Raw genomic sequence first — 26,712 nt, 5'->3', positions numbered from 1 at the left:
AAAAAGTATGGAAACGTCCCTGCGTGACGGAAGGCCGCCATGCAGACTGCGCTACTCAACCCGGGCAATCTCAGCCCCTTCTGGGACCGCGACATCCCGTCGCGGCTCGACGCCTTCCACACCCTTCGAGACCGCAGCGGCGGCATCGAATTCATTCAGCCCGAAGACGGTAGGGGCTTCTGGTCGGTGACGGCCTACGCCGACGTGCGTACGGTGACACGGGATCCCGAAACCTTCACCAGCACAAAGGGATTCTCGATGGATGACATGCCTCGGGAAATCCTGCAGATGATGGGCTCGATCATCGCGATGGACGATCCCAAGCATCGTCAGTATCGCGGCCTCGTGCAGGTTGCGTTCTCGCCCCGCGAGATTCGCAAGCTGACGGATTACGTGGGTGAACTCTCCGGCATCATCGTCGAGCAGATCCGCGAAGCACGCAGCTTCGACTTCGTCGACACCGTCGGCGCGCACCTGCCGTTTCAAGTGATCTCCGACCTGCTCGACATCCCGACGTCGGACCGGCCCCGGCTGCGAGAGCTGATCGACCTCATCCTCGGCGTCCAGGACACCGATGTGAGCGATGCCGCGACAAGCGTGCAGGCCGTCGTCGAATTCTTCGAGTACACCATCGCGCTCGGCGAGCAGCGGCGACAGCATCCCGGCGACGACATCACCTCGAAGCTGATGCTCGCCGAGATCGACGGCACCCGCCTCACCCCGCAGGAGTTCGGCTCCTTCGTGCTGCTGCTGGCCGCCGCGGGAAACGACACCACCCGCACCGGATTGGCCTGGGCGGTCCACCTGCTCAGCGCACATCCCGACCAGAAGCGGTTGCTGGCCAACGACTTCGAGGGTTTACAGGCCAACGCCATCGAAGAGGTGTTGCGCTGGTGCTCCCCCGTTCTGCACATGCGCCGGACCGCGACCACCGACACCACACTGGGTTCGCACGACATCGCGAAGGGCGACAAGGTGGTGGTCTGGTACGTCGCGGCCAACCACGACCCGAGCGTGTTCGCCGACCCGGATGTTTTCGACATCCACCGCGCCAACGCCCGCGAGCACTACGCGTTCGGCGCCGGTGGACCGCACTTCTGCCTCGGCGCCGGCCTGGCCCGGATGGAGATGCGGGTCGTGCTCGACAAGCTGCTGGCGGCCTTTCCCGATCTGCACGCCACCGCACCGCCCGATCTGTTGCGCTCGACCTTCGTACACGGCGTCAAGAGCCTGCCGTGTGCGATCGAATAGCGCTGTCGGTCAGGCCTTTACGAGTCGCTCGTCTCGCTCGGCGACCGGCGCCGGCCACGGTGCGGGTTTCGGTCGTTGACGCACCACTTGCGGCCACCAGAACCACTTGCCCATCAGCGCAGCGATCGACGGCGTCATCAGTGACCGCACGATCAGGGTGTCGAACAGCAATCCGAGGCCGATGGTGGTGCCGACCTGACCGATCACCGTCAACTGGCTGACCGCCATCGTCATCATCGTGAACGCGAACACCAACCCCGCCGAGGTGACGACGGATCCGGTGCCACCCATCGACCGGATGATGCCGGTGTTCAGGCCGGCGTGGATCTCCTCCTTGAACCGCGACACCAACAGCAGGTTGTAGTCGGCGCCCACCGCCAGCAGGATGATCACCGACATCGCCAACACCATCCAGTGCAGTTCGATACCGATCAGGTGCTGCCAGATCAGCACCGACAACCCGAACGAGGCTCCGAGCGACAGCAGCACGGTTCCGACGATCACCGCCGATGCCACCACACTTCGGGTGATGATCAGCATGATGATGAAAATCAGGCAGAGCGAGGCGATTCCGGCGATCAGCAGGTCGTAGTTGCTGCCGTCGCTCATGTCCTTGAACGTGGCGGCGGTGCCGCCGAGATACATCGTCGACCCCTCTAGCGGCGTGCCCTTGAGCGCTTCCTTGGCCGCCTTCTTGATCGCGTCGATGTGCGAAATGCCTTCCTCGCTCATCGGGTCGCCGTCGTGGCTGATGATGAACCGCACCGCGTGACCGTCGGGTGAGATGAAGTTCTTCATGCCGCGCTTGAATTCCTTGTTGTTGAACGTTTCCGGCGGCAGATAGAACGACTCGTCGTTCTTCGATTCGTCGAACGCCTTGCCCATCGCCGTCGAGTTCTTCTGCGCCTCGGCCTGCTGGTCGGCCGAGCCTTTCTGGCTCTGATACATCGTCTGCATCGTCTTCTTCATGTCGCGCATGTTCGCGAGCATCGACGGCATCAGCGCGGTCAACTGTGGCATCAGCTTGTCCAGGCGATCCATGATCGGCAGCAGGCTCTCGATGTCATCGGTCATCGTGTCGATGCCGTCGAGGGTGTCGAACACTGAGCGCAGTGCCCAGCACGACGGGATGTCGAAACAGTGCTTCTCCCAATAGAAATAGCTGCGGATCGGCCGGAAGTAGTCGTCGAACTCCGAGATGTGGTCGCGCAACTCCTCGATGTCCATCGTCATGGCGTGCATCTTCTGGACCATGGTGTGCATGATGTCGGTCATCTGCTGGGTCAGACTCGACATCTTCTCCATGCTGTCGATGGTTTCCTGCATCTCGTTGGTCTGCTTGAGCATGTCAGCCATCTGGTCTTCTTGATATTTCCGGTTCAGCTGCTGGGTGACGCCCTGCATGCTGATCTGGAACGGGATCGAGGTGTGCTCGATCGGGGTACCCTGCGGTCGCGTAATCGCCTGCACCCGACCGATTCCCGGCACCCGGAAGATGGCCTTGGCGATTTTGTCGATCACCAGGAAGTCGGCGGAGTTTCGCAGATCGTGATCGCTTTCGATCATCAGCAACTCGGGGTTCATCCGCGCCTGGGAGAAATGCCGGTCCGCCGCGGCGTATCCGGAGTTGGCCGGCAGATCGGCCGGCAGGTAATGGCGATCGTTGTAGTTGGTCCGGTAGCCGGGCAGGGTGAGCAGCCCGACGAGCGCGACCGCGATGGTGGCGATTAGGATCGGACCGGGCCAGCGAACCACGACCGCGCCGATCTTGCGCCAGCCGCGAATGCGATTGTCGCGCTTGGGCTCCAGCGTCTGACGGAACCGCGACGCCACCGAGATCACGGCCGGACCGAGGGTCAGCGCGGCGGCCACCACGACCACCATGCCGATCGCCAGCGGGATACCCAGGGTCTGGAAATAGGGCAGGTTGGTGAAGTGCAGGCAGAACGTCGCACCCGCGATGGTCAGCCCCGATCCCAGCACCACATGTGCTGTGCCGGAGAACATCTCGTAGTACGCGTCTTCGCGCGACGCGCCCTTGCCTCGCGCCTCCTGGTAGCGACCGATCAGGAAGATCGCGTAGTCGGTGGCCGCCGCGATCGCCAGCGTCACCAACAGGTTGGTGGCGAATGTCGACAGCAGAATCACTTTGTGATAGCCGAGGAATGCCACCGTGCCGCGGGCCGCGGCGAGCTCGAAGACCACCATCGCCAACGTGAGTAGCACCGTGACCACCGACCGGTAGACCATCAGCAGCATCCCGATGATCACCGCGAACGTGACGGTCTCGATCACCTGCAGGCTGCGATCACCGGCGATGTTCTGATCGGCCGACATCGCGGCCGAGCCGGTGACGAATGCCTTCACCCCGTTGGGCGTCGGGACGCCCTTGACGATCCGCTGGACCGCCTCGACCGATTCGTTGGCCAACGCCTCGCCCTGGTTGCCCGCGAGGTAGACCTGGACGTACGCGGCCTTGGCGTCGTTGCTCTGCGCACCGGCCCCGGTCAGCGGGTCGCTCCACAGATCCTGAACGTGCTCAACGTGTTTGTGGTCGGCTTCGAGCTTCTTGACCACCTCGTCGTAGTACGCATGCGCGTCGGCGCCGAGCGGCTTCTGACCCTCCAGGACGATCATCACCGAGCTGTTCGACTTGTACTCCTTGAACACCTCGCCGACGCGCTTGGTCGCGACCACCGACTGCGCATCCTCGGGGCTCATCGACACCGAACGCATCTTCCCGACTTCTTCCAGCTGCGGGACGATCACGTTGAGCAGTGCGATCAGCGCGATCCAGCCGATGATGATGGGCACGGCGAAGGTGCGGATGAAGTGCGGTATCCGTTCACGCTGGGCGTGCCGCGCAACCGGGATCTGATCCGTGTGGGCCTCGGAAAGTGTTGAACTCATACCGATTTCACCATGCAGAAGGTCAGGGCGTGCACGCCGGTGGTCGATTTTTCGTCTTTGACTTCGTCGTCGACGGTGATGCGGCAGCCGATGTAGTCGCCGTCGCTTTGCGCGACGATGTTCGGAAACACCGATGGCGCAGTGGTTTTGAGGACCAGCGTGAAGGGCAGCGGAGCGTTGTCGACCCGCCGCGGTTCGGCGCTGAGGTCGAGGTAGTTCACGTTGGCGCGGACCGCCGGACCGAAGATCTCGTACTTGACGACCTTCGGCTTGAACGGCTTGGAGTCGTCGAGTTTCGAGGTGGTGATGGCGCCGGTGTTGTGGGCGCCGAAGAAGGACTTCACCCGCGTGACGGCGAAGCCACCGACCGCCACCACCACCACGATGAGCAGTGGCAACCACGCATTACGGACCAGCTTCGATATCTGCACCTAGGGTTTCCTTCCCGGTCAGATCGCGGGCAGCACGAATAAGCCTGCATCGCAGACAGATTCATCGCACCGGAGCACCGGGGGTCGCTTGCCCCCGCGCAACCGCACGAGCATTGCTACATCATGTGCATGTTTTGCACATTGTGCAAGTTTTGCAGTTAGTGCGTCAAATTATTCAGAGAAAATGCTGCTGATCAGGGCGGCAGCACGCTCGACGTACCGCAGCGGCGTGTCGTCGTCGGCATCCCCGGGCTTGTCGTTCGTCCAGCGCTCGATGCCGGAACGGATGGCGGCCAGCGCCAACGCGGCAATCACGACCGGTATCTCCTCGTCGGGCCGCATTCCCTGCCGGCGGGCGACGATGTCGATCAGATGATTCTGAAACCGCTCCAGATCGGCGAGAAAGGCGGCGAGCATCGCGGGCGTCGTCTTCGCCAATTCCAGCATCGTCTCGGCCTGTTCGCGATCCGGCGGCATGTCCCGAAGGTGGTGCGCCGCCAACGTGATCAACTCGTCCAGCACCACCAGGTAGGAGGCCGGTCCGGCCGCGACGAATTCCTCGACCAATTCCGGCGGGATATCCGACGGGCCGTAGGCGATCGCGGATTCCTTGTTCGGAAAATAGTTGAAGAACGTCCGCACCGAGATGCCGGCCTCGGCGCAGATCTCGTCGATCGTCACCTTGTCGAACCCGCGCTCGCGGACCAGACGCACGGCGGCCCCGCGGATGTCCGCGCTGGTCTGGCGGCGGCGACGCTCGCGCAGACCTACCTCAGTGGCCATACCTTTCATGGTGACACGCGATCACCGGCGCGCCTACGACGACGAGCGTCGAGTTGTTGCGAGAGGATCGTGGTTTCGAGCTCAACAAGTCGACGTTCGACGGGAAGGCGGACGCACGGCTAAGCCGCGGCGGACCTCTCGAGGATGTGCACCCCGCATGCCGATCCGAGGCCGATGACGTGCGCGAGTCCGACCTTGGCGTCGGCGATCTGGCGGTCGCCGGCCTCGCCGCGCAGGTGGTGGCAGATCTCCCAGATGTTGGCGATACCCGTCGCCGCGATCGGATGACCCTTGGACTGCAGACCGCCCGACACGTTCACCGGCGTCGAGCCGTCCCGCCACGTCGCGCCGGTGTTGAAAAAGTCTGCCGCGCCGCCCTTTTCGCACAGCATCAGGTTGTCGTAGTGCACCAGCTCGGCGGTGGCGAAGCAGTCGTGCAACTCGACCAGATCCAGATCCCCCGGCCCGATGCCGGCCTGCTCGTAGGCCGTCGCGGCCGCATTGCGGGTCAGCGTGTTGACATTCGGCAGCACCTGGCAGCCGTCTTCGAACGGGTCCGTCGTCAGGACCGACGCCGCGACCTTGACCGCGCGCTTGCGCTGCTGCAACGACAACGATTTCAGCGTCTCGCCGTTGCACACCACCGTAGCCGCCGCTCCATCGCAGTTCGCCGAACACATCGGCCGGGTGTTCGGGTAGGCGATCATCACGTCGTTCATGATTTGCTCCAACGTGAATCGCTTCTGGTACGCCGCGAGCGGATTCAGCGTCGAATGGGCATGGTTCTTCTCGCTGATCTTGGCGAACAACTCGAAGCTGGTGCCGCCATATTTGTGGCCGTACTCGGTGCCGATCTGAGCAAACACCCCGGGCATCGATTCGGTGCCGATTCGGCCATCCACCGGAGCCACCGCGCCGTAGCGGCCCTTGGGCTCCCAGACGTCGGAATCCTTCTTCTTGGTGCCGGCCCCGCCGAGCAGCCCCGCGCCGGACAGTTTCTCCACCCCGACGGCCAGCCCGTACTTCACCTCGCCGGCCTTGACGGCCATGATCGCGGTGCGCAGCGCCGTCGCACCTGTGGCACACGCATTGGCCACGTTGTAGACCGGAATACCGGTCTGACCGATCTGCTTCTGCAATTGCTGACCGATCCCGGCATTGGCCGCCATCAGATTTCCGGCAGCGATCACACCGATATCGGCCATCGTCACGCCGGCGTCCGCGAGCGCGGCGGTGGCCGCCTCGGCCGCAAGGTCGACGGTGTCCTTGTCGGCATGCTTGCCGAATTTCGTCATCCGGATTCCGAGGATCCAGATCTCGTCGCTGGCACTCATCAGGGCTGCTCCTTGTATAGAGGTGGTCAGGTCGCGGGTTCGAAGCCGAAACCGATCGCCTCGGTCCCGGCCGAGTCGGTGCCGATCGGAAATGTCGCCAGCCGCACCTTCATGCCGTCGCGGATGTTCGCGGGATCGGGTTCGACATTGACCACATTGGTGCGCACCTGAGTGCCGTCGCAATCGACCACGGAAGCGACGAACGGGGTGGGAATGCCTGGTGCGGCAAACGTGACAATGGTGAACGCCCGCAGGGTTCCCTCGGTGGGCACCGCGACCGTCGAGAATTCCGACGCGAAACATCCCGCGCAGGCATTACGCCGATCGAAAAAGCGGGCGCCGCAGTGTGTGCATTCCTGCGCGACGAGGTGCGGATCGCCGTCATCGAGCACCAGATAATCGACAATTGGGATCTGACCCGCCATAAAGCCTCCATCGTCTGTACTGTCGACCGTAGCGAGTTCGGTTCAGCCACAGATGCCGAATATCAAGATCAGATTCAGCAAAACCGAGACTTCCGCCGCGACAAGCGATGTGCGTACACTCCCGCTAACGTTCGTTAAGAAGACACGACAATTCTTAGGTCGATTTGGCAATGCAAGAAGCGACCCCGGTACAGGTTGACAGCGGCCACGAGTCGCTCTGGACCTATGTCGCCTGCCCGACCCTTGTCGTCGATCCGACCGGTGTCATCCGCGCGCTCAGCGCCTCGGCCCAGACCCTGCTTCCCGCCGCCACCCTCGGCAGTCACCTCGACGCCACCGTCGACTGGTTGGCGCCCGTGCATCTTCGGCTCGTCGCGGAGTCGCCCGTGCCGGACGACCGGGAGTCGTTCAACGCATCGGGCGCCGTCGGCGGACGCAAGTTCGAAGCGCACCACGCGACGCTGCCCAGCGGCGAGGTGGCGTGGTCGCTCGTCGAGGACACCGGCCATGTGTTGCGCGAAGCCCAGCACGCGCTGACCCGCGAACACGAGCGCGCGGAGTTCCTGCTCGAGGCCTCCTCGGTGCTGATGGCCTCACTGAACATCGACCGCTGCCGCGAGGCGACCGTGCTGCTGGCCGCGCGGGACCTGGCCGACGCTGCCGTCGTGGTCGCGCCCGCCAGTCGGGGCCGCCGGATGCCGGTCTTCTACTGCGACGACGCCGGCACCGTGGAGCAGCGCAGCGTCGATGCCGATCCGGCATCGGTGACCGGTCTCGGCGAGGCGTTGCGGGGTTTCCCGCCGGTGCCCTCGCGCTGGATCGACGCCGCGACACTGCCGGACTGGCTCATTCCGACCGGCTGCCCACGGCCGGTGCGCTCGGTGATGATCACGCCGCTGCCCGGTCACGGCGTGTCGGCGGGTGCCCTGGTGTTGCTGCGTCACGAACAGGAAGGCGAGTTCAGCGAGGGCGAAGAGGTGCTCGCGCGGCTGTTCGCGGCGCGGGCCGGCGCCGCGCTGTCGGCCGCGCGACTGTACGCCGAGCAGGCGGCGATCACCCGCACGCTGATGGCCGATCTGCTGCCGCCGGAGCTCCATCCGGTGCACGGGATCGACTTCGCGGGCGCATACCGGGCGTCCGAGGACTACGAGGTCGTCGGCGGTGACTTCTACGACGTCCACCCCGCGGCGACACCCGACGGTGAGACGCTGGTGGTGCTCGGCGACGTTTGCGGCAAGGGCCTCGAGGCCGCCATGCTCACCGGCAAGATCCGCAACACGCTGCAGGCGTTGACGCCGCTGGCCGCCGATCACCAGGGTGTGCTCGAGCTGTTGAACAACGCGATGCTGTCCACCGAGCACGCCCGGTTCGCGACGCTGGTGCTGGCCTCGGTCGCCAACCGAGACGGCGAGGTCGCCCTGCGGCTGACCAGCGCCGGCCACCTGCCTCCCCTGATCGTGCGCGACGGCGGGCGGGTCGAGGAAGCCGACACCCGCGGCACGCTGATCGGCGCGCTGCCGAGCATTCAGGTGGAGTCTTACGAGACCGTCCTGGCGCCCGGCGAGACCTGCGTGCTCTACACCGACGGCGTGACCGAGGCGCGCGGCGGGCCGCTGGGCGGCTACATGTTCGGCGAGGAGCGCCTCGCCGCCGCGCTGGCCGAGTGCGCCGGAATGCCCGCAGCCGCAGTAGTCGAGCGTGTCATGATGCTGGCCACCCAGTGGATCGGGCAGCAGGTTCACGACGACATCGCCGTCGTAGCCATCACCGCCCCGCGCCGCACCCACCTGAGCGCAGTCGACGGCCATACCCGGGGAAGGTTCACGGCTTGAGCGCTCCCGACGTCGATACCGCCTCCGCTCGCGGTATCGGCACCGACCAGGCGCTGGTGCGCGAGAAGCTCTGGGGAGCCGTCGCTGACTCCGACGAATATGCCGCCGTGACAACGATTTTCGCCGCTGCCGACGCGGGCATGCCGCCCGAGGAGATCTTGCTGGACGTCATCGCGCGCGTGCAGTACAAAATCGGGACCGAATGGGCTGCCAACCGGATCACCGTCGCGCAGGAACACGCGGCAACCGCGATCAACGACCGCGTGATCGCGGCCCTCGCGCAACACCCCGCCAGCCGCTCGACCGCACAGGCCGGTCGCGTGACGGTGGCCTGCGTGGACGGCGAATGGCATGCGCTGCCGGCGCGGCTGCTGTCCGAGACCCTGCGACTGCGGGGTTGGCAGGTCGACTTCCTCGGCGCGCAGGTGCCCACGCCGCACCTGATCGCGCACCTGCACCAGAGCGGACCCGACGCGGTCGCGCTGTCGTGCTCGATTCCCACCGGGCTGCCGACGGCGCACGCGGCGATCACGGCGTGCCAGGCAGCCGGCGTCGCCGTTCTCGCCGGGGGCGCGGCGTTCGGATTCGACGGGCGGTACGCCCGCCAGCTCGGCGCCGACGCGTGGGCACCCGACGCCCGCGCCGCCGCTGACCTGCTGGCCGAGGGGTTTCTCTGCACCCACCTCGCGTCCAACCGGCAGCCGGTCGACGATCTGCCCCACCTGATCGACCAGGAGTACACCACGGTCAGCCAGACCGCGACGCAGCTGGTCAAAGAGACTTTCGCCGCGCTGGAGGACCGCATTCCGGCGATGCGCGACTACACCGAGCAGCAGCGGCAGCGCACGGCCGAGGACATCGCTCACGTGGTGGACTTCCTCATCGCCGGCCTCTACACCGACGACGACGAGCTGTTCAGCGGATTCATCGCCTGGACCGCCGACATCCTCACCGCTCGCGGCGTGCCCGCGGCGACGTTGTTTCCCACCCTGGACCTTGTGGGTAAACAGCTCATCGAATTCCCCCGCAGTCAGCGCCTGCTGGCCGCGGCACATACCGCCCTCGCCGACAAGAAGAGTTCGGCGACCGACCCCCCAACACACACATGACCTATGCACTGACGATCACCACCGCGGCACGGTCGGCCACTCTGCGCGTCGCCGGCGACCTGGACTACGAGACCGCCGACGACATGGTCGAGGTCGCGACGCAACTGCTCGACCAGAACGAGTTGAGCGACCTGCACCTCGACTTCGGCGAGACGACCTTCCTGGACTCCGCGGCGCTGTCCGGCCTGCTCCTGCTGCACCGCCGCACCTCCGAGGCGGACGTCGCGCTCCACCTCGACAACCGGCCGACGTTCCTCGACCGCGTCCTGCAGGTCACCGGGCTGTTCAACCACTTCGAGCTGACCCGAACCGACGCCGAGACCGGCGACCCAGATCTGCTGGGCCAGACCGGTTCTGGCGAATCCGGCGCCCGCTGACCTCCAGCCTCTTCGCCACGCGGACGCGGTTTCCGCAGCTTGTAGCCGAACCGTGACCGACGCTTTACCGAATTGCTAACGCGCCCTTCCGGTTCCAACATTCCGGAACTGCCTACGATCGTTATTGAAACTTCGTCTACTAAAGGAACTGGTGGATGCGCGCGGTCGTTGGGTCTGTTCTCGTGGCGGCTGGTACCGCCGCAGCTGTCGTTGCCGGCCCCGCGGGGGTGACCCTCGCCGCGTCGGATCAGTCCTACCGGTTCCCGGTCGCCTCGATCGGACCCGCAGCGGGTCAGGTTGTCGGAGTGGGCTACCCCGTCGACATCACATTCCGGTCGCCGGTCACTGACCGGCACGCCGCGGAGCGTGCCCTGCACGTGTCATCCTCGACCCCGATGACCGGCAAGCTGCAGTGGCTGAACAACACTGCCGCACAATGGGTTCCGGACCACTTCTGGCCCGCACACAGCACGATTGCCCTGTCGGTCGGCGGCGCGTCGGCGGCGATCGCAACCGGCCCCGCGGTGCTCGGCGTCGCGGACATCTCCGACCACACGTTCACGGTGAGCGTGGACGGCGTGCCGAAGGGCCCGCTGCCGACACCGCATCATCAGCCGCACTTCGGCGAGCCCGGTGTACTGCCCGCGTCGATGGGCCGCCCGCACTTCCCGACGCCCACCGGCGTTTACACCGTGCTCGCGAAAGATCGCACGGTCATTATGGATTCGAGCAGCGTCGGTATCCCGGTCACCGATCCCGAGGGTTACAACACCCCGGTGGACTTCGCCACCCGCTTCAGCAGCCGCGGCCTGTTCGTGCACTCGGCCCCGTGGGCGGTCCAGGCCCTCGGACGTGAGAACGTCAGCCATGGCTGCATCAGCCTGAGCCCCGCCGACGCCGAGTGGTACTTCAACACCGCCAACATCGGCGATCCGATCGTGGTCAAGGAGTAAGGCGCACAACGCCTTAGGTCGATACAAGAAAAAGCCCCCGGCTTGACACGGGGGGGCTTCTTCTTGTCGTCTTATCCGGTGGGGCCGGCCGGTAGCGGCTCGCCGGCCTGTGGGCCGGTCGTCGGCGCAACGCCCACCGGCGCACCCTTGCCACCGGCGACACCGGCCATGTCCGCGATCGGCGCACCGGCAACTCCGCCCAGCGCGATCAGCGGGGCGCCGGCCGGAACAGCAACGGGCAGTGGGGCTCCGGCGGGCACCGGTGCTCCGGCCGGGAACGGCAACCCACCCGGAACCGGCGCACCGGCGGGGATGGGCGCACCGACCGGCAGCGCCGCGACGGGAGCGCCGGCCATGTCCGCGATCGGCGCACCGGCACAACCGGCACCGGCGGCACCGGCGGCACCGGCGCCGGCACCCGCGGCCGCCGGCGCACCGACCTCGCCGGCCGATCCGTACATGCACGCGGCACCACCCGATTTCCACGGAGCGGCCACCGCGGCTGGGCTCAGTGCTATCGCAGCACCGCAGAGCCCAACGCCGGCAACAACTTTGATGCTGAATCGGTCGAAGGCTGTCATCGACGTCAACTCTCTTCCACGCCCGGGCGGAGCCCGCAGATCAATCAGTGCTTACACACAGAGCCGATCTTCTCTCGGCCAAGTCATTTCTAATGGACCCGTGTTCAACACGCACCACGCCACACGCGACCGTTTCCAAATAGAGACGTTTCATCCGGTTTATTGGACTCCGGCCCCTGCCAACAGCGCTGAACTGTGAACGAAGAACGCCTAGTGATGATAGTCAGCGCGCGAAAACCGCACCAAGACTTGATGTTTGAATCGAGACATCACAATTCGGCATCGAAGGGCCTTGCGGGCCCGGGGTTTAGCGAACGTAGACCTCGCCACCCTTGGGGTATCCCCCGCCGTGCGTGGTGATGTGCACGTGGTCGTAGTGGCCGTAGCCCGATCCAGAGGGGCCGCTGGGCGTGTAGTAGGTGCCGCGCCAAATGCAGTCCTGCAGATCGAACTTCTTCGCGTTCTTGAGCGCGAACGACACGATCTCGTTACCCAGGGCGATGCCGGCGGAACTGGACGGGTTGGGGATCATCACGTCGAGGGCCAGACCTTGCGGATGCCAACGAAGCGCGTCCGGACGGACACCGCCGATGTTCTTGATCTCGGGGAAGATGGCGCTGATGGTGCGGGCCACCAGGATCGTCTTGACCTGTAGACCGCGCTCCGACGCGATGTCGGCGACCAGTACCTGCGGGGCGTTCTTGGAGGCGACGTGCCAGCGCGACGCGCGCGTGGCCGACGCCGTCTCGACGGGTGCGTCGGGCCCCTGCACGGCGGAGGCCGACCACGACGACGCCATCGGCATTGCCGCCGTCATCTGCAGGTGGCAGCACGGCCCGGCATCGTCAGCCGGCACGTCGGTCGCGCCGTGGTGGCCCTCGGCATGGGCGCTGCCGCCGAGGGCAAAGATGATGGCGGCCGGGGCTATGACCGCAGCCATCGCAGCCGGCGATTTTCGCCCAGCGCTGGCTAACTTGTGACGACTCACGGCAGCAGCTTACGAGGAAATCGCGAATTAGTCACGATCAGGTAACGGCGCCGCAGGTGAGACGCCGCGCTCACATCGGCCAGCTGCTCGATTCCGCGTCGAAGCGCAGCGTGGCCACCGGGGGCAACGGATGCCTCTCACCTGCGGATATCGAGTCCAGCATGAGCGCAACGTAGCGACGCCACCCGTCGCTGCCGGCGTCCATCGTCTGCAGCACGCTGTACAACATCGCAAGAATGCGTGGCAGGTCGGCGGCGGCCAGATCAGACCGGAGGACGCCGGCCCGCTGGCCGCGTTCGGCCAGTTCGCTGAGCGCCTCGATGACGTCGGTCGACACGTCCGACGTCAGGGATCCGGCCCGGCGGGCGGCCGTCAGCAGGTTGTGTTCGCGGGCGCCCAGCGAGATGGCCGCGTCGATCAGCCGAGCCAAGCCCTCGAGCGGGTCGGTGGCCGCGCGGGCCGCGGCGATCGTCGGCGTGAGGTCTTCCGCGATGCACTGGTCGAGCGCGGCCCGGACTAGCTCGGCCTTGCCCGGAAATCGCCGATACAGCGTGCGCTCGCCGACACCGGCACGACGAGCGACCGCCTCGATCGGCGCCTCCGGCCCGAGTTCGCCGTAGACCTCGCGGGTCGCGCGCAGAATCCGTTCGGCATTGCGCGCGGCGTCAGCGCGCAACGGCCGGTCGGATACCGCGGTCATCACACCAGCCTAACTGACAGTTGACTGCCATTAAATCGAGTTTTACGCTCGGTGCAATTGGCAGCCAACTGACACTTATGGGAACGCCGGTGACCTCAACCACCTCTGAACTACCTGTGATTCCGATGCGACGCGCCGCGGGATGCCCCCTGGCACCACCCGCGGAATTCGAAAGCTGGCGCGACGAACCGGGCCTGCGGCGGGCGACCTGGAACGGCCAGACCGTCTGGAGCGTCAGCCGTTATCAGGACATCCGGGCCGCGTTGGTCGACCCGCGGCTTTCCGCCCAGACGCTTCCAGACCTGGCGACGCCGTCGGACGACGAGAGCGCGCCGGTGGTCTTCGCGCGCATCGACGACCCCGAGCACCATCGACTGCGCCGGATGATGACGAGCCAGTTCACCTTTCGGCGCTGCGAGGCCATGCGGCCGCAGATTCAGGACCTGGTCGACCATTACCTGAACGCCATGATCGAGACCGGACCGCCGGCAGAGATCGTGCGCGACTTCGCGTTGCCGGTGCCGTCTCTGGTGATCGCCTTGCTGCTCGGCGTCCCGACCGAAGACCTCGAACTGTTCCAGCACAACACCGCGGCCGGCCTCGACGTCAACTCGACCGAGGAGCAACGGGTCCGGGGCTTCGGCGAGATGTACGCCTACATTCAGCAGTTGGTGGCGCGCAAGGAGCGTGACCCGGGCGACGACCTGATCAGCCGCCTGCTGACCGACTACGTCGCGACCGGCCAACTCACCCGCGACACCGTTGCGGTCAACGCCGTGATCATGATGCAGGCGGGCCACGAAACCACGGCCAATATGATCTCGTTGGGAACCGTTGCGCTGCTTGAAAATCCGGACGCATTCCAGACACTCGGCGAGGCCGACGACAACGCGGTCATCGGCCGCGTGGTCGAGGAGCTGATGCGATACCTGAGCATCGTGCACGCGCAGGTGGACCGCATCGCCCTCGAGGACCTGACGCTCGGTGGCCAATTGATCCGGGCCGGGGAGCGGGTGCTGATGAACCTGCCCGCGGGCAACTGGGACACCGCATTCGCCGCCGATCCCGAGAAGTTCGACATCCAGCGGAATGTCCGCGGGCACTTGGGTTTCGGATACGGAACACATCAGTGCATCGGGGCCAACCTGGCCAGGGTCGAGATGCAGGTGGCGTTCTCCACGCTGGCGCGCCGGCTGCCCGGGCTGCGACTTGCGGTACCGGCCGACGAACTGAGCTTCAAGGACGCCGACATCTACGGCATGAAAACCTTGCCGGTCACCTGGTGAGCAACGACATGCGGTTCGACGACCAGGTCGCGGTGATCACTGGCGCCGGTGGCGGTTTGGGCCTGCAGTACGCGTTGCTGCTGGCATCGCGCGGTGCCCGGATCGTCGTCAACGACACCGGCGGAGCGGTGACGGGTTCGGGCTCGAACACCGGCGCGGCGTCCGCGGCCGTCGAGGAAGTCCGTCGGCACGGCGGTGAGGCGGTCGCCGACACCCACAGCGTCGCCACTTCCGAAGGCGGGCAGGCGATTATCGACACGGCCCTGGAGGCGTGGGGTCGAGTGGACATCGTGATCAACAACGCCGGCATCGTGCGTGACGGGCCGTTCGAGGAGATCACCGCCGACCGCCTCGATCCACTGGTGGACGTGCACCTCAAGGGCGCGTTCAACGTGAGCCGGCCCGCCTGGAAGCTCATGCGCGAGCGGGGATACGGACGCATCCTGAACACCTGCTCGGCCGCCGGGCTGCTGGGCGCCGAACGGATGAGCAACTACGGCGCGGCCAAGACGGGGCTGGTCGGCCTGACCCGGGTACTCGCCGCCGAAGGCGCCAACCACGACATCAAGGTCAACGCGATCGCCCCGATCGCCTACACCCGGATGCTGGCGCAGTCCGTGGAGAAGGCGGGCCAGCCGGAAGACGCGGCAGCCCAAGCGATCCTCGACGACCTTGTGGCGCAATACCTTCAGAAGCTCGACCCCGCACTGGTCGCGCCGGTGGCCGCGTTTCTGACTCATCGGGACTGCCCGGTGTCCGGAGAGATCTACACAGTCGGCGCCGGCCACGTCTCCCGATTCTTCATCGCCCGGACCAAAGGCTTCTTCGATCCGGCGCTCTCGGTGGAGCAGGTCCGCGACCACATAGCCGAAATCCGCGACGAGACGGGCTATTCGGTGCCCGGTGGGCCGGGTGACGAGATGGCCGAGTTGTTCGCCACGATCATGGCGAGCCAGCCCGACTGACCGCTACAGGTGACTGGCCGCGAAATCGGCGCCCTGCTGGGTCATTCCGTTCGCCGGGTAGGTGGTGTGCGCGAAGCTGGGCAGCCCGCCGGGGTCGCCGTTGCAGATGGTGTCGCCGTCGGCGCACAAGTCATCGGTCTTCGGCGCGTAGAGCGGACCGATCGTGACGACGGGCGCCCCGTAGTTCTGTAGCCATTGCGCCGAGGGCTTGCCGAACAGGACCACCGCTGCAACGTGATTGGCGACCTCAGGCGGCATCGGCTTCGGCAGGAACGAGCGGTACTCCGCGGGAACCGAGTCCGGCACGGACGCCGACGTCGTGAAGCCCGCGACGACCGCGCCCTGGGAGTAGCCACCGAGCACGATCCGGGTCTTGGGACAGTTCGCCGCGGTGGCTTCGATGTGGTTGCTGGCATCGGTGATTCCGTCGACCACGCTGCGGGCGAATTCGATGCGGTCGTTGAAGTTGCTGCTGGCCTCGTAACTGACCGGGTAGACGTCCAGCGACTTCGGGCCGATCGCGGTGCGCAGTTGGTCGACAAACGGCTGACCGATGCCACCGACGCCCGGTGGCTCGCTGGTGCCGCGGGCGAACACCGCCTCGACGTCGGGACAGGGCTGGGCGGAGGCGATCGCCGCTGGGGCGGTCGACACCCCGCCGACGATTGTCAATCCTGCGAAAAGGGCACGGCCGAACTGGCTGAGGGACATGGGCCCATTGTTGCGTAAAGAACGCGGACGTGCCGAAACGACTGCTTAGGCCGTCTCGTCGGAACCGTCGAGGACGCTGACCGCGATGCCGTAGGGCAGGAAACGGACCTTGCGTGTCACGTCGGTGTTGCTCTGGTTCGCCCGCAACGCGTCGAGCTCGGTGGCGTACACCTCTTCGACGCGGGCACCGCCGTCCGCACTCACGGTGTAGATCGCCCACACCCCGTCGCCTGCCTCGCCGGCGGTTTCCGGCCGGGTCCGGGTACGCCGCGCGAGGTCTTCGAAGACCGACGACCACCCCGACCGGTCGCCGGGGAAGGTGAAGAACCGGCCGACGCCCTCGAACGCGTCGCGCAACCCCTCGGTCGCGTCGCGGATCACGTGCTCGAAGTCTTCCGGCTCGAACCCGAAAGGACCCTTATCGTTCATTGCGGCCTCCTGGCAGCTCAACCGAGTACAACCAGTGTGCGCATTTCGGCCCGCGCGCGCCACGTCCTAGTAGCCGTACCCCGGATTCGGGTAGGAGTACTGCGGCCCGTAGGGGCTCTGCTGGTACGGATTCTGCTGGTAGGGGCCCTGCTGATAGGGATTCTGCTGCGGATACTGGTTCTGCGGCTGCTGCGGCTGCTGGCCCTCGGGGACCTGCACCGGGATCGGCACCGGCACGAACGGCAGGTTGAGGTACGTCGTCGTCATCGCCGGCTGCGACGGCGTGCTCGACGACGGCGGTGGCGGCGGAGGCGGGGTGGTGCTCGGGGTCGTGCTCGCCACCTGCGGCGTCGTGGTGGTCGGCTGCGGCACGGTGGTCGTCGCCTGCTGCGTGGGCTTCGGCGGCGGGGGCGGGGTGTAGGTCTCGGTCACCGTCTGGACCGGGGGCGGCGGTGGCGGGGCTTCGGTCGGTGGCGGCGGGGGCGGTGGCGCCTCGCTGCTGGGTGGCGGCGCCAGACTCGGCGACGGGAGCTGCGAGCTCACCGGCGGTGGCGGCGGCGCCGGGGTGCTACTGGGCACGGTCGGGGCGTGATCGCTGCCGGTCAGCGTGAAGGCCACGCCGCCGATCGCGATCATCGACACCAGCGCGGCGAGGCCGAGGAACAGCTGCGGCAGCCGCCGGCCGCGCGTCCGGACCGGCTCGACCGGCGCGTACCTGGGCACCTGCAGCAGCTGCGATGGCGTCGAGCGGTCCTCGTCGGTGTCGTACGGCTCGCCGGTGTAGACCACCGGCTCGTCGTCGGCGTCGTCGGCCTGCGACCAGGCCAGCTCGGTCAGGCGCTCAGACGGGTCGTCGAACAACGCACCGGCGGTGGGGATGTCGAAGGTGCCCGTGGAGGCGCCGAACGTCCCGGTGGATGTGCCGAGCGCGTCGGTGGGGGCGATGCTGCGACCGGTCGTGGCCACGCCGCTGGTGATGGTGGCGAAACCGCCGGTCGACGCGCCGACCAGGGTCGACATCGTCGTCTCTTCGCGCTCGCCGTCGCGCTGCTCGACCGGTTGGCGGGCCGAGAGCTTGACCGCGCCCACGGCCGTCGCGAGTCCGGGTTGCATGGCGGTGATCACGGACGCCTTGGTGTGCGACGAAACACGCTGGGCGACAACGGGAATCTTTGCCGTGCCGCCGGCCATCGCCACGGCCGCAAGATCTTTGCTACGAATCCTGTTGCGGCGCAACATGTCGTCGAACGCGGTGAACAGACCGTCCAGGCGTTCCTCGATCAGGTCGTCGAACTCGGCCCGGCTGATCTCCAGCCGGGCGCGCCGACCGGGCAGGTCGAGTGCGAGCTCGGTGGTGTCCGCGATGGACAGCCGCTCCTTGGCCAGCCGGCATTCCTCACGGAGACCGGCGAATTGTCCGGCGACTGCGGTGCCGGTCGGGTCGAGGCTGCGGCCCGCGTTGTCCAGCGCGTGCGCCATCAGCGCCTCGTCCAGCAGGTCCCCGGAGAAGTCCTGATAGCGCAACGTGTCCGCGATCGGCGTGAAGTCGGAGGCGGCGTCTGCGAGCGTGATGCTGGTGCCACCGCCACCGAAATCCAGCAGCGCGACAACGCCCTTGGCGGGCAGGCGGGAGTCGGAGTTCAACGCGGTCAGCGCGGCAACGGAATCCGGAACCAGGCGCGGCGCGATGCCACCGTGGACGAACTCGGGATGGGTGTTGAGCGCTTCCTGCATCCCCCGCAACGCCTCCGTACCCCAGTGCGCGGGCACGGCCATGGTGATGTTCGACGTGGCCGCCTCGCCGCCGGCCTCGGCGATCAACGCGTCGAGGGCTTCAACCAGCAGCAGCGACGGATCGTGGACCGAACCGTCCGCGGATTTCAGGGTTTTCGACCCACCGATCTGCTCGACGAATCCCGTCATCAGCGTGCCGGTGTCTTCGTCGTCCGGATTATCTTCGGGCACACCGAGTTCCGGCGCGCGGTCCGGGAAAACCGTCAGCACAGCGCGTCGCGACACAGGCGGATTACCGTTGCGGACCGCGACTAAGTTTGTGGTCCCGATCGATAACCCCAACGGGTCATACATAACTCAAATACTTTCGTTGACAGCGTTCGGTGGCCAGCGTCAACGATAACGGCGGGTCGCGCTACGACCATCGGCCACAACATCATCGGTATCCGGTCGATGCGGTTGCGTCACCGAAGTGAGACAGGCGGACGCCTTGACAGAGTGGCCCGGGTCAGACCACGGTCAGGGGCAGCGATTGGCGCGGCTGGAACTGGAAGGTCGCTCCGCCGCTGACTTTGGCGACCGCAACCTCGGGCAGCTCCGTTGTCGCAGTATCGGTCTCGGCGAGATCGACCGTCCAGTCGGTGCTCGAGCCGGTGACCCGAACCTCGACGCGCGGGTCGATCGCGGTTGCGATCGATTGCAGCGGCTGGATCGAATCCGGCGAGCACAACGAGATCCAGGCGGCGTCGTCATGAGCCGGCGAGCGACGGATCGTCAACCCGTCCCCCACCTCGGCGTCGACGTAGCCCGACGGGTTGAACAGCGGATGCAACTCGAGAACCCTTCGCACACCGTCAATTCCGGCCGGCAGATCGAGCGCGCGGTGGATGCGCTCCGCGCCGAGGCCGGCGACGCCGATCAGCTGGCGGGTGCAGATGGAATCGGCCAGTTCGATGTTCGATCCCGCCCGCGCGCGCACCGCGATCGCAAACGACAGATACAGCAGGTGCATCTGCAGGCAGACCTCGTCGGCCATCCGCACCAACGCCGAGTGCGAGTACGCACCGAAGTCGAAGTCCGACACGACCGGCCCCGAGTAGTCGGCACGACCCTCGTCCGAATGGTCAATCGCATCGAGATCCCAATGCGCAGCCCGGGTTTCGGCCACGATGTCCAGCGCCGGGATCCCCTCCACCGGCGGATACGACTCGTCGATGATCACCGTCCAGGCGCAATGCGGATTCCGGTCCGCCGGGGTCCGCGGCGGCCGGTGGATGGGACGGACCTGCGCGCGTGCGTTGGTCGCCACCGCGGTGGCGTCAAAGGTCGGGTCCTCGATGGTGTGACACATTCCGAAGACGTAGTCGTGACCCATCGGCTCGACGTCGAGCAGCGCCCCGCAGTGGTCGAGGTGGAACTCGCCGTGCCATCGGTCGTGAATGGTGTAGCGAAAGTCCATGAATTGGGGTGGCGCACCGATATCGAGCTGCAGGCCCTTGAAAATCGTTGGTACGTCGACACCTTCGTAGTTGAGCGCCCGCTGCATGCGCCGGGTGTAGATCGGGCTGGCGCCGGCCCACTCCTCGATGGCGATCTGCACCATCTCCTCACGGCCGAACTCTTGGATGCACCACGCCATGCCAGAGCGGTCGATCATCTGCCCGATCAACAGCAACTCGGGAAGCAACACGGCAAGCTGTTCGCGGGAGAGCTGGGCGTAACGGGATTGGCTCACCGCCCAAAAATAGAGCTGACTATGTTATAAAGTCAACAATGTCTATTTCCGCAGGCCAGAAAGCCAGGCCGGCCGTGAGCCCCACACGGCGAACCAGCTCCCCGCGAAAGCGCGGCGATGACACCCGCGCGAAGATCATCGACGAGACCGTCCGCTGCATCGTCGAAGAGGGCTTCGCAGCGGCCACCGCGAAGCATGTCGCCGAACGGGCGGGTGTCACCTGGGGGGTGATCCAGTACCACTTCGGCGACCGCAACGGCCTGCTGATGTCGGTGGTCGATGACGGGGTGTCCCGACTGCTGGAGAGCCTCTCGGCGACCGACGTCAGCGCGTTGCCGCTGCGCGAGCGCATCGAGGTGGTCGTCGATACCGCGTGGGGTTGCTACAGCAGCCCGACGTCGATGGCGGCGTTCGAAATCCTGCGAGCCAACCGCGGCGGCTCGTCGAGGCGGCACCTGCTGGAGATGAACGATGCGATCAACCAGCTCGGCCGGCTGATCACCGAGGATCCGGCCAATGATGGTGTTGCCGAAGTCATTTGGGCAACGCTACGTGGGGTTGTGCTGGCGCAGATGATCGTCGGCACACCGATCGACTGGCAGCGTGAGCGGCGGGCACTCATCGAGATGGTCTCGCACTACCTGCGCTGAGGCCTAGCCGGGAATCCTGGCGGCGATGCCGCGCACGATGTCGAGCGCCTGCTCGGCGACGTCGAAGCGGCACGCCGACACGTCGACGGCGACGTTGTTGCGCACCGCCAGCGCGCGCTGGCACTGCATGCCGACACCGTCCTTCAAGGTCTGCGTCATGGTCATCACGCCGTCCATGTCGGCCGGGGTGCCCGCGGCCCACAGCTGCGGCGACGGCGGCGTCGGGAAGGTCACGGTCAGGGTGCGGCCCGAGCAACTCGCCCACTGCGACTGTTGGTCGGCGAGAAGCTTTTTCGCGGCGTCGACGGTCGGGAAGCTGATCACAGCCTGGATGATGGCGTACATGCGTGGGCCCTCGCCCGGATTCCGCAGGGCTTGGGACCGCACGCCGGTCCACCCGGCGTCGGCGTACACCAGGTGCTGGGCCGGGGCCATCACACCGATGCAGTCCTTCTGCAGCAACTTCTCCGAGTCGTCGATGACCGCGTCCGAAAACGACTCCTGGACCAGTTGGGCGGCGCCGACCATGCCGGCGACCTGCTCCGGCGACAACAACAGGCCCGTCAACGCGGCGCTGTTCAGTGGACCGCTTGGCGCCGCCGACGTCGTCGAGCTTGCCGCTGGCGGCGAATCACTTTGGTGGGCGCGGGATTTCGCGTTCAGCACCACCACGGCAACCACCGCGGCGACAACGGTGACGACGGCGGCCGCCACCGCGGCCAACCGCGGCCGGCGCCGCGGCGGAGGGGGCGGGGGCCGGTAGAAACCAAGCGGGGCCGTTGCGGAGTACGACCCAGTCCCCCACGGTGGCGCGTTGTCGGGTTGGGGTGCGGGCTGCCACGGCGCGGTCGTCGAACCCAGGTGCTCGTTGAGCGCGGCAGTGGCCGCGTCGGCGAGTGCGCGCGCCGATGTGAATCGCTGCGCCGGGTCCTTGGCCATCGCGGTGGCAATCACCTGATCCAGTTGTGCCGACAGGCCGGGCGCCACGTCGGTGACCTTCGGCGGCGGGGCATGCAGGTGCGCCGCCACGACCGCGGCGGCCCCGTTGACCGTCGGGTACGGAGCCCGTCCGGTCAACAGCCGAAAAAGCGTGCACGCCAACGAATACAGATCCGCCCGCCCGTCGAACGGCTGACCCGCCAGCACCTCGGGCGCCGCGTAGGCCACCGTAGCCGTCACCGATCCGGTGTCGGTGAGGCCGGCGTCGTCCAAGGCACGCGCAATTCCGAAGTCCCCCAACAACACCCGCTCGTCGGGACCGACCGGGCCGGACAGCAGGAAGTTTGCCGGCTTGATGTCCCGGTGCACAACGCCGCGTTGGTGGGCGTAGTCCAAGGCCTTGGCGACCTCGCCGACGATGTGCACCGCGCGGGCCGGTGTCATGGTGCCGGCGCGCAGCGCGGCATTCGCGTCGGTGCCGTCGACGAACTGCATGGCGATCCAGAGCTGGCCGTCGAATTCGCCGCGCTGGTGGATCGACACGATGTTGGGATGATCCAGTCCCGCCGCCACTTCCGCCTCGCGGATGAACCTGGCCCGGAAATCGTGGTCGCCGGTCAGGTCGGCGTTGAGCACTTTGAGCGCTTCGCCGCGCGGCAGGTCGGCGTTACGCGCCAGGTAGACGGTGCCCATCCCGCCGCCGCCCAACACCCGTTCGATCTGGTATCCGGCGAAGATCGAACCGGGGCTCAGCATGGTGGAGGTGTCCTTCGTTTCGGGATGCCCGGAGAATACCCGCCGGGATGTGCTGCAATGACGAGATGAGCTCCCGTGAACACGACGCCTGGCTCGCCGACGTCGCAGCGATCGAACGGATCAAGTACCGCTATCTGCGCGGACTGGACACCAAGCACTGGGACGATTTCGCCGACACGCTCACCGAGGACGTGGTCGGCGACTACGGGTCGTCGATGGGCGAAGAACACCACTTCACCAACCGCAACGACCTCGTCGAGTACATGCGGTCGTCGCTGGGACCGAACGTGATCACCGAACATCGCGTCACGCATCCCGAGATCGACGTCGACGGCGACGAGGCGACGGGAATCTGGTACCTGCAAGACAAGGTGATCGTGGCCGAATTCGACTTCATGCTGATCGGCGCCGGCTTTTATCACGACCGGTACCGCCGCACCGCCGACGGATGGCGGATCAGCACGGTCGGATACGACCGGACCTACGACGCCACGCTGTCGCTGAAGGCCCTGGACTTCAAGGTGACCCCGGGAATCGCGCTGAATCTCTAGTGCCGCAACGATTTACTGGGTGATCGCGATAACGGCACCGGGCCGTAGCCACTGGATGACCTGCACCAGCTTGGCATCGTCGATCGCCACGCAGCCTTCGGTGGCACCCCCGTCAGTGGTGTGGAAGAAGAACGCCGCGCCCTTGCCGGGCTGACGGTTCGGGTTTACGCCCATCACGACGGCGTGCTTGTACTGCGGGATCTGCAGGTTCTCGCTCGCGCCGGTGCTGAACGGGCACTGCGCCTTATGGCAGACCTGCATGGTGTTGAAGGTGGCGCTGCCGTCGTCGCCGTTCCACCAGTGATTCGAGTCAACCTGAACGTATTTCAGGCCGCCGCCGGGATTGGGCGCGGTGCCGAAGGCGAACGGCAGCGTGTAGACACCCATCGGCGTTGCGGGGTAACCGCTCTTGGCTTCCGGCGCCAGGCCCGCCGACCCGATATGGGTGGGGATGCCGGCCTCGACAGGTTGCCAGCCGGCCGCATTTCGTTGATAGATATCCATTTTCGCGTTCGAACCGCCGGTCCCGACCACCGAGACCACCTGGGTGGCGTTGCCGACCAGCGGGGCAAACCAAGGTGCGCCGACTGCACCCCCCTTCGGAGCTGTCGCCATGGGTACAACCGCTGCGCACACCGCAGCGCACAAGAAACCCAGCAGTCGGCGCACGTTCCTATCGTCTGCGCCGCACGAGCGACAGGTCAAGTCAAGGTTTAGCGTCGATCGGGTCACGCGGCGCAACCGTTCGGGGCGGTCGTCGCTGGTGCACCGATATGTTCGTAGGCGTTGCCCACGCGGTCCCCGGGTATAGAAAGCGATGGATGTCACCCACTGAACGCCGTCCTCAGCGCGCTGACGACGGCAGTACGGCCAAGTTCGCCGCGGCGGACGGCGTCGGCGTGCCGCCGTTGACGGTGTGGGTCGGGTCGGCGATGTACACCTTCCCGGTCGACCGCGACGTGCTCGTCGGTCGCGACCGCGGCTGCGACATCTCGTTCCAGGACCTCAACCCCGACGACCTGTCGCGGATATCGCGTGTCCACGCGATCCTGCGTTTCGACGGTGGGCATTGGGTGGTCGTCGACAAGAGTCAGAACGGGATCTTCGCCGGGGGCTCGCGAGGCCAGGTGATCCCGATTCGCGATCGGCTCAGCATCGCGCTGGGCAGCCCGCGCGGCCCCGAGTTGTCGTTCCGCGTTGCGCCGCCGTCCTCGTCCACTCGCGCCCGCACCGACAGCCCCGCGACACAGGCGTTCCGGCCGCCACCTCCACCGACGCCGCCGCCGACGCGGGCACCATCGCGCCCGTTACCCCGGACGCCGAGCGCGCCGGTACCCGCACGACTCCACGGCTCGGCGACGATCGGCCGCGCCAAGACCAACACCATCGTCGTCGAGGACGCCCTCGCCTCCCGCGTGCACGCGTTGCTGGAATCGACTCCGGCCGGGCTGGAGATTCGCGACAACAACAGCAGCAACGGCATTTTCGTCAACGGCACCCTGGTGACCAGCGCGCGACTGCGCGACGGCGACGTCGTCACGATCGGCAATACCGATCTGCTGGCCACCGGCAAAACCCTTGTCCCCCAGCCGGTGGCCGCCCGTACCAGCGGGCTGACCGCACACGGACTGGCGCTGACCATCGACGGACGCCCGCTGTTACAGGACGTTTCGTTCAGCGCCAAACCCGGGACGCTGACGGCTGTGATCGGCCCGTCCGGCGCCGGAAAGTCCACGCTGGTCAAGCTGATCGGTGGCGCGATGCCGCGCAGTGCAGGACTGGTCGCGTTCGACGGGCACGACGTGCACGCGGAATACGCCTCGATGCGCTCGCGGATCGGGATGGTGCCGCAGGACGATGTGGTGCATCGCCAGCTCACGGTGGAGCAGGCACTGAACTTCGCCGCCGAGCTGCGATTGCCTCCGGACACCACCGCCGAGGATCGGCGACAGGTCGTCCAGCGGGTGCTCGACGAGCTGGAGTTGGCCCCGCACAAGGACACTCGCGTCGACAAGCTGTCCGGCGGGCAGCGCAAGCGCGCGTCGGTCGCGATGGAACTGCTGACCGGTCCGTCGCTGCTGATTCTCGACGAGCCGACGTCAGGGCTCGATCCGGCGCTGGACCGTCAGGTGATGACGATGCTGCGCCGGCTCGCCGACGCGGGTCGGGTGGTCATCGTCGTCACGCACTCGCTGACCTACGTCGGGATGTGCGATCAGATTCTGTTGTTGGCCCCAGGCGGCAAGACGGCCTTCGCCGATCAGCCCGCGTTGGTCGGCCCGGTGCTGGGCAGCACCGACTGGGCCGACATCTTCGCGCGCGTCAGCACCGATCCCGACGGAGCGCACCGCGCCTACCTGGCGCGCCATCCCGCGACCCCGCGCGGACGGCCGTCACCGACCGTGGGCGCGGCGCCGCTGGGAAAGCCGCCGCGGACAAGTTCGTGGCGGCAGGTGGTGACGCTGGTCCGCCGCCAGACCCGGCTGATCACTTCGGACCGTGGCTATTTCGCGTTCCTGGCGATACTGCCGTTCGTCCTCGGCGTGCTGTCGCTGGCGGTGCCCGGCAGCACGGGCCTGGGGGCCGCCGGCGCGACCGAGGAACCGATCGACATCCTGATCCTGCTCAACATCGGCGCGGTGTTTCTCGGTACCGCGCTCACCGTGCGCGATCTCGTCGGCGAGCGGATGATCTTCCAGCGGGAGCGGGCGGTCGGACTGTCGGCGTCGGCCTACCTGACCGCCAAGGTCATCGTCTTCAGCATTGCGGCCCTGATCGGTACCGCGGTCATGGTCGCCATCATGACGATCGGCAAAGGGACCCCATCGCACGGCGGTGCGCTGCTGGGACACGGTGTGGCGTCGGCTGTTTCGGAGTTGTACCTGGGCCTGGCGCTGACCGCGATCACGTCGGCGATGGTGGGGCTGACGCTGTCGTCGCTGGCGCGCTCCACCGAGCAGGTGCTGCCGATGCTGGTGGTGTCGATCATGGTGTCGATGGTGTTGGCGGGCGGTCTGATTCCGGTGACCGGACGCTTGGTGCTCGACCAGCTGTCCTGGTTCGTGCCCGCGCGGTGGGGATTTGCCGCGTCGGCGTCGACCGTCGACCTGAACAGCGTCGAGGTCGGCTTGCCCGCCGACCGGCTTTGGCGCCACGCGCCCGCGGCGTGGCTGCAGGACGTCGGCATGCTGGTGACGCTGGCCCTCGTGCTGGGCGGCCTGGTGCGTTATCGGCTGCGACTCGGCAAGCGTGCGGGCTGAAAAAGTGAATTGACGGTGAGTC

Annotated in this window: 24 protein-coding genes; 10 read left to right on the top strand and 14 right to left on the bottom strand. The window is 66.6% G+C overall.

Features of this window, described 5'->3' with window-relative positions:
* Window positions 1–39: 39 nt before the first annotated feature.
* Window positions 40–1,251: a cytochrome P450 gene (locus PT015_RS19995; protein ID WP_285186734.1), complete on the top strand. Its 1,212-nt coding sequence runs from the start codon at window positions 40–42 to the stop codon at window positions 1,249–1,251.
* Between the two features lie 9 nt (window positions 1,252–1,260).
* Here the strand turns inward: PT015_RS19995 and PT015_RS19990 are convergent, their stop codons facing one another.
* The 5 genes from PT015_RS19990 to PT015_RS19970 all read right to left on the bottom strand — a co-directional run bounded on the left by PT015_RS19990 (window position 1,261) and on the right by PT015_RS19970 (window position 7,134).
* The gene (locus PT015_RS19990) at window positions 1,261–4,161 is read right to left on the bottom strand and encodes an MMPL/RND family transporter (protein WP_285186733.1); all 2,901 of its coding nucleotides are present in this window, start codon (window positions 4,159–4,161) and stop codon (window positions 1,261–1,263) included.
* Entirely contained in the window at window positions 4,158–4,592 is a 435-nt protein-coding gene (locus PT015_RS19985) for an MmpS family transport accessory protein (RefSeq protein ID WP_285186732.1), read from the bottom strand. Before PT015_RS19985 ends, PT015_RS19990 begins: the two co-directional genes overlap by 4 nt.
* Before the next feature lie 171 nt (window positions 4,593–4,763).
* Window positions 4,764–5,375, bottom strand: coding sequence for a TetR family transcriptional regulator (locus tag PT015_RS19980; RefSeq protein WP_285186730.1), 612 nt, complete (start codon window positions 5,373–5,375; stop codon window positions 4,764–4,766).
* 119 nt (window positions 5,376–5,494) lie between these two features.
* Window positions 5,495–6,709, bottom strand: coding sequence for a thiolase family protein (locus tag PT015_RS19975; RefSeq protein WP_285186729.1), 1,215 nt, complete (start codon window positions 6,707–6,709; stop codon window positions 5,495–5,497).
* A gap of 26 nt (window positions 6,710–6,735) precedes the next feature.
* Window positions 6,736–7,134 (bottom strand): Zn-ribbon domain-containing OB-fold protein, encoded by a 399-nt coding sequence (locus PT015_RS19970; protein WP_285186727.1) that lies wholly within the window; start codon window positions 7,132–7,134, stop codon window positions 6,736–6,738.
* A gap of 170 nt (window positions 7,135–7,304) precedes the next feature.
* Here PT015_RS19970 and PT015_RS19965 point away from each other — a divergent pair, with 170 nt between their 5' ends.
* The 4 genes from PT015_RS19965 to PT015_RS19950 all read left to right on the top strand — a co-directional run bounded on the left by PT015_RS19965 (window position 7,305) and on the right by PT015_RS19950 (window position 11,405).
* Window positions 7,305–8,966: a PP2C family protein-serine/threonine phosphatase gene (locus PT015_RS19965; RefSeq protein ID WP_285186725.1), complete on the top strand. Its 1,662-nt coding sequence runs from the start codon at window positions 7,305–7,307 to the stop codon at window positions 8,964–8,966.
* Window positions 8,963–10,075 carry a cobalamin B12-binding domain-containing protein gene (locus PT015_RS19960; RefSeq protein ID WP_285186724.1) on the top strand — a complete coding sequence of 371 codons (1,113 nt, stop codon included), beginning with the start codon at window positions 8,963–8,965 and terminating at the stop codon, window positions 10,073–10,075. Before PT015_RS19965 ends, PT015_RS19960 begins: the two co-directional genes overlap by 4 nt.
* Window positions 10,072–10,452 (top strand): STAS domain-containing protein, encoded by a 381-nt coding sequence (locus PT015_RS19955; RefSeq protein WP_285186723.1) that lies wholly within the window; start codon window positions 10,072–10,074, stop codon window positions 10,450–10,452. Before PT015_RS19960 ends, PT015_RS19955 begins: the two co-directional genes overlap by 4 nt.
* A 155-nt stretch (window positions 10,453–10,607) precedes the next feature.
* Complete coding sequence (locus PT015_RS19950) at window positions 10,608–11,405, top strand: L,D-transpeptidase (protein WP_285186721.1); 798 nt, start codon at window positions 10,608–10,610, stop codon at window positions 11,403–11,405.
* Between the two features lie 71 nt (window positions 11,406–11,476).
* Here PT015_RS19950 and PT015_RS19945 read toward each other — a convergent pair whose 3' ends face one another.
* The 3 genes from PT015_RS19945 to PT015_RS19935 form a co-directional block, all read right to left on the bottom strand.
* Complete coding sequence (locus tag PT015_RS19945; RefSeq protein WP_285186719.1) at window positions 11,477–11,986, bottom strand: hypothetical protein; 510 nt, start codon at window positions 11,984–11,986, stop codon at window positions 11,477–11,479.
* Between the two features lie 307 nt (window positions 11,987–12,293).
* Window positions 12,294–12,974, bottom strand: coding sequence for a hypothetical protein (locus PT015_RS19940; RefSeq protein WP_285186717.1), 681 nt, complete (start codon window positions 12,972–12,974; stop codon window positions 12,294–12,296).
* A 70-nt stretch (window positions 12,975–13,044) separates the two neighbouring features.
* Window positions 13,045–13,674 carry a TetR/AcrR family transcriptional regulator gene (locus PT015_RS19935; protein WP_285186716.1) on the bottom strand — a complete coding sequence of 210 codons (630 nt, stop codon included), beginning with the start codon at window positions 13,672–13,674 and terminating at the stop codon, window positions 13,045–13,047.
* A 77-nt stretch (window positions 13,675–13,751) separates the two neighbouring features.
* On the opposite strand from PT015_RS19935, the gene PT015_RS19930 reads away from it, so the two are divergent.
* Both PT015_RS19930 and PT015_RS19925 read left to right on the top strand, forming a co-directional pair.
* Window positions 13,752–14,960 (top strand): cytochrome P450, encoded by a 1,209-nt coding sequence (locus PT015_RS19930; RefSeq protein WP_285186715.1) that lies wholly within the window; start codon window positions 13,752–13,754, stop codon window positions 14,958–14,960.
* Window positions 14,961–14,968: 8 nt separating this feature from the next.
* Window positions 14,969–15,925: an SDR family NAD(P)-dependent oxidoreductase gene (locus PT015_RS19925; protein ID WP_285191194.1), complete on the top strand. Its 957-nt coding sequence runs from the start codon at window positions 14,969–14,971 to the stop codon at window positions 15,923–15,925.
* A 3-nt stretch (window positions 15,926–15,928) separates the two neighbouring features.
* Here PT015_RS19925 and PT015_RS19920 read toward each other — a convergent pair whose 3' ends face one another.
* From PT015_RS19920 to PT015_RS19905, 4 genes are all read right to left on the bottom strand, one after another.
* Window positions 15,929–16,636, bottom strand: coding sequence for a cutinase family protein (locus tag PT015_RS19920; RefSeq protein ID WP_285186713.1), 708 nt, complete (start codon window positions 16,634–16,636; stop codon window positions 15,929–15,931).
* A gap of 45 nt (window positions 16,637–16,681) precedes the next feature.
* Window positions 16,682–17,065 (bottom strand): hypothetical protein, encoded by a 384-nt coding sequence (locus PT015_RS19915; protein WP_285186711.1) that lies wholly within the window; start codon window positions 17,063–17,065, stop codon window positions 16,682–16,684.
* 66 nt (window positions 17,066–17,131) lie between these two features.
* Window positions 17,132–19,084, bottom strand: coding sequence for an Hsp70 family protein (locus PT015_RS19910; RefSeq protein WP_285186709.1), 1,953 nt, complete (start codon window positions 19,082–19,084; stop codon window positions 17,132–17,134).
* Window positions 19,085–19,307: 223 nt separating this feature from the next.
* The gene (locus PT015_RS19905; RefSeq protein ID WP_285186707.1) at window positions 19,308–20,534 is read right to left on the bottom strand and encodes a hypothetical protein; all 1,227 of its coding nucleotides are present in this window, start codon (window positions 20,532–20,534) and stop codon (window positions 19,308–19,310) included.
* 38 nt (window positions 20,535–20,572) lie between these two features.
* Between PT015_RS19905 and PT015_RS19900 the strand changes: the two genes are divergently transcribed.
* On the top strand, window positions 20,573–21,184 hold the full coding sequence (locus PT015_RS19900; protein WP_285186705.1) for a TetR/AcrR family transcriptional regulator: 612 nt from the start codon (window positions 20,573–20,575) through the stop codon (window positions 21,182–21,184).
* Between the two features lie 3 nt (window positions 21,185–21,187).
* On the opposite strand, the gene PT015_RS19895 is transcribed toward PT015_RS19900, so the two are convergent.
* Window positions 21,188–22,879: a serine/threonine-protein kinase PknH/PknJ gene (locus PT015_RS19895; protein WP_285186703.1), complete on the bottom strand. Its 1,692-nt coding sequence runs from the start codon at window positions 22,877–22,879 to the stop codon at window positions 21,188–21,190.
* Window positions 22,880–22,926: 47 nt separating this feature from the next.
* On the opposite strand from PT015_RS19895, the gene PT015_RS19890 reads away from it, so the two are divergent.
* Window positions 22,927–23,430, top strand: coding sequence for a nuclear transport factor 2 family protein (locus tag PT015_RS19890; protein WP_285186702.1), 504 nt, complete (start codon window positions 22,927–22,929; stop codon window positions 23,428–23,430).
* 12 nt (window positions 23,431–23,442) lie between these two features.
* On the opposite strand, the gene PT015_RS19885 is transcribed toward PT015_RS19890, so the two are convergent.
* Window positions 23,443–24,099 (bottom strand): L,D-transpeptidase family protein, encoded by a 657-nt coding sequence (locus PT015_RS19885; protein WP_285186701.1) that lies wholly within the window; start codon window positions 24,097–24,099, stop codon window positions 23,443–23,445.
* A gap of 152 nt (window positions 24,100–24,251) precedes the next feature.
* Between PT015_RS19885 and PT015_RS19880 the strand changes: the two genes are divergently transcribed.
* On the top strand, window positions 24,252–26,690 hold the full coding sequence (locus tag PT015_RS19880; RefSeq protein WP_285186700.1) for an ATP-binding cassette domain-containing protein: 2,439 nt from the start codon (window positions 24,252–24,254) through the stop codon (window positions 26,688–26,690).
* Window positions 26,691–26,712: the final 22 nt, after the last annotated feature.

It is taken from the genome of Candidatus Mycobacterium wuenschmannii (assembly GCF_030252325.1).
GTDB classification, from domain to species: domain Bacteria; phylum Actinomycetota; class Actinomycetes; order Mycobacteriales; family Mycobacteriaceae; genus Mycobacterium; species Mycobacterium wuenschmannii.
Note: the sequence above shows the minus strand (reverse complement) of the source record. Positions and strands in the feature narration are given on the sequence as shown.